We start from the raw sequence: 784 nt of genomic DNA, 5'->3' as shown, positions 1-784 counted from the left end.
TTTTATGCTTCTTCGTCGTCACGCAGCGGAACAATCAACATGTCGACGTGAACAGTGTTGATCAGTTGACGCGCGGAGGACATCAGTTTGCTCCAGAAATCCTGGTGATGACCACAAACGACCAGATCCATGTCGTATTTTTTGATGGCATCAACCAGAACCTGACCCAGGTCGCCGCTACCGCTCAGGGTTTCGGTGATAGGGTAGCCTGCGTTGGTGGACAGCTCGGTTAACGCGCGTGGTGGGTTTCTTCAGAAATGCGTTTCTGCATGTCGCCCAGATTCACGTCGATTAGCCCGGTGTACAGGTCGGAATAGTTTACGTCAACGTGGATAAGGGAGACTTTTCGCATTGTAAGGCCGTGCCATAGAGACCGCTTTTTCAACCAGAACTTTGCTTTCTGGAGAAAGATCAACCGCGATAAGAATGTGTTTATAAGCCATAGTGTTACTCCTTCCATAAGTTGTCGATGACTAGCCTGCTGGCGTTCATTTGCCGCCGCGTCATCCGCGTCCTGCGAACTTTATGCGCGGGGCTAGCCCAGTCGTAAAAACGTACCTTTTAAGGACTATCCTTACATTATAGCGACCGGGATAATCCGTCAATCCGCCTTGCTTGCCAAGTAGTTAAACAAATTTTTTAGTTAATTGCATTGATAGTGATTAACCTTCTGGCAAAAAATTAACTAATCTCCTACACTATTTAGAGAGGCGCTCGGATGCGTGACACTAACACGAGCGGTTTCGGTTGTACTCTTCACTGAATGGTTTGGCAGGGTATCGGG

Annotated in this window: 1 pseudogene; it reads right to left on the bottom strand. The window is 48.1% G+C overall.

The features are described from left to right. Positions 1-2 precede the first annotated feature (2 nt). Positions 3-443: pseudogene (locus tag JTI85_RS21040) on the bottom strand (universal stress protein). Between the last annotated feature and the right edge of the window lie 341 nt (positions 444-784).

It is taken from the genome of Citrobacter sp. Colony219, assembly GCF_019382635.1.
Taxonomy (GTDB): Bacteria; Pseudomonadota; Gammaproteobacteria; order Enterobacterales; family Enterobacteriaceae; genus Citrobacter; species Citrobacter youngae.
Note: the sequence above shows the minus strand (reverse complement) of the source record. Positions and strands in the feature narration are given on the sequence as shown.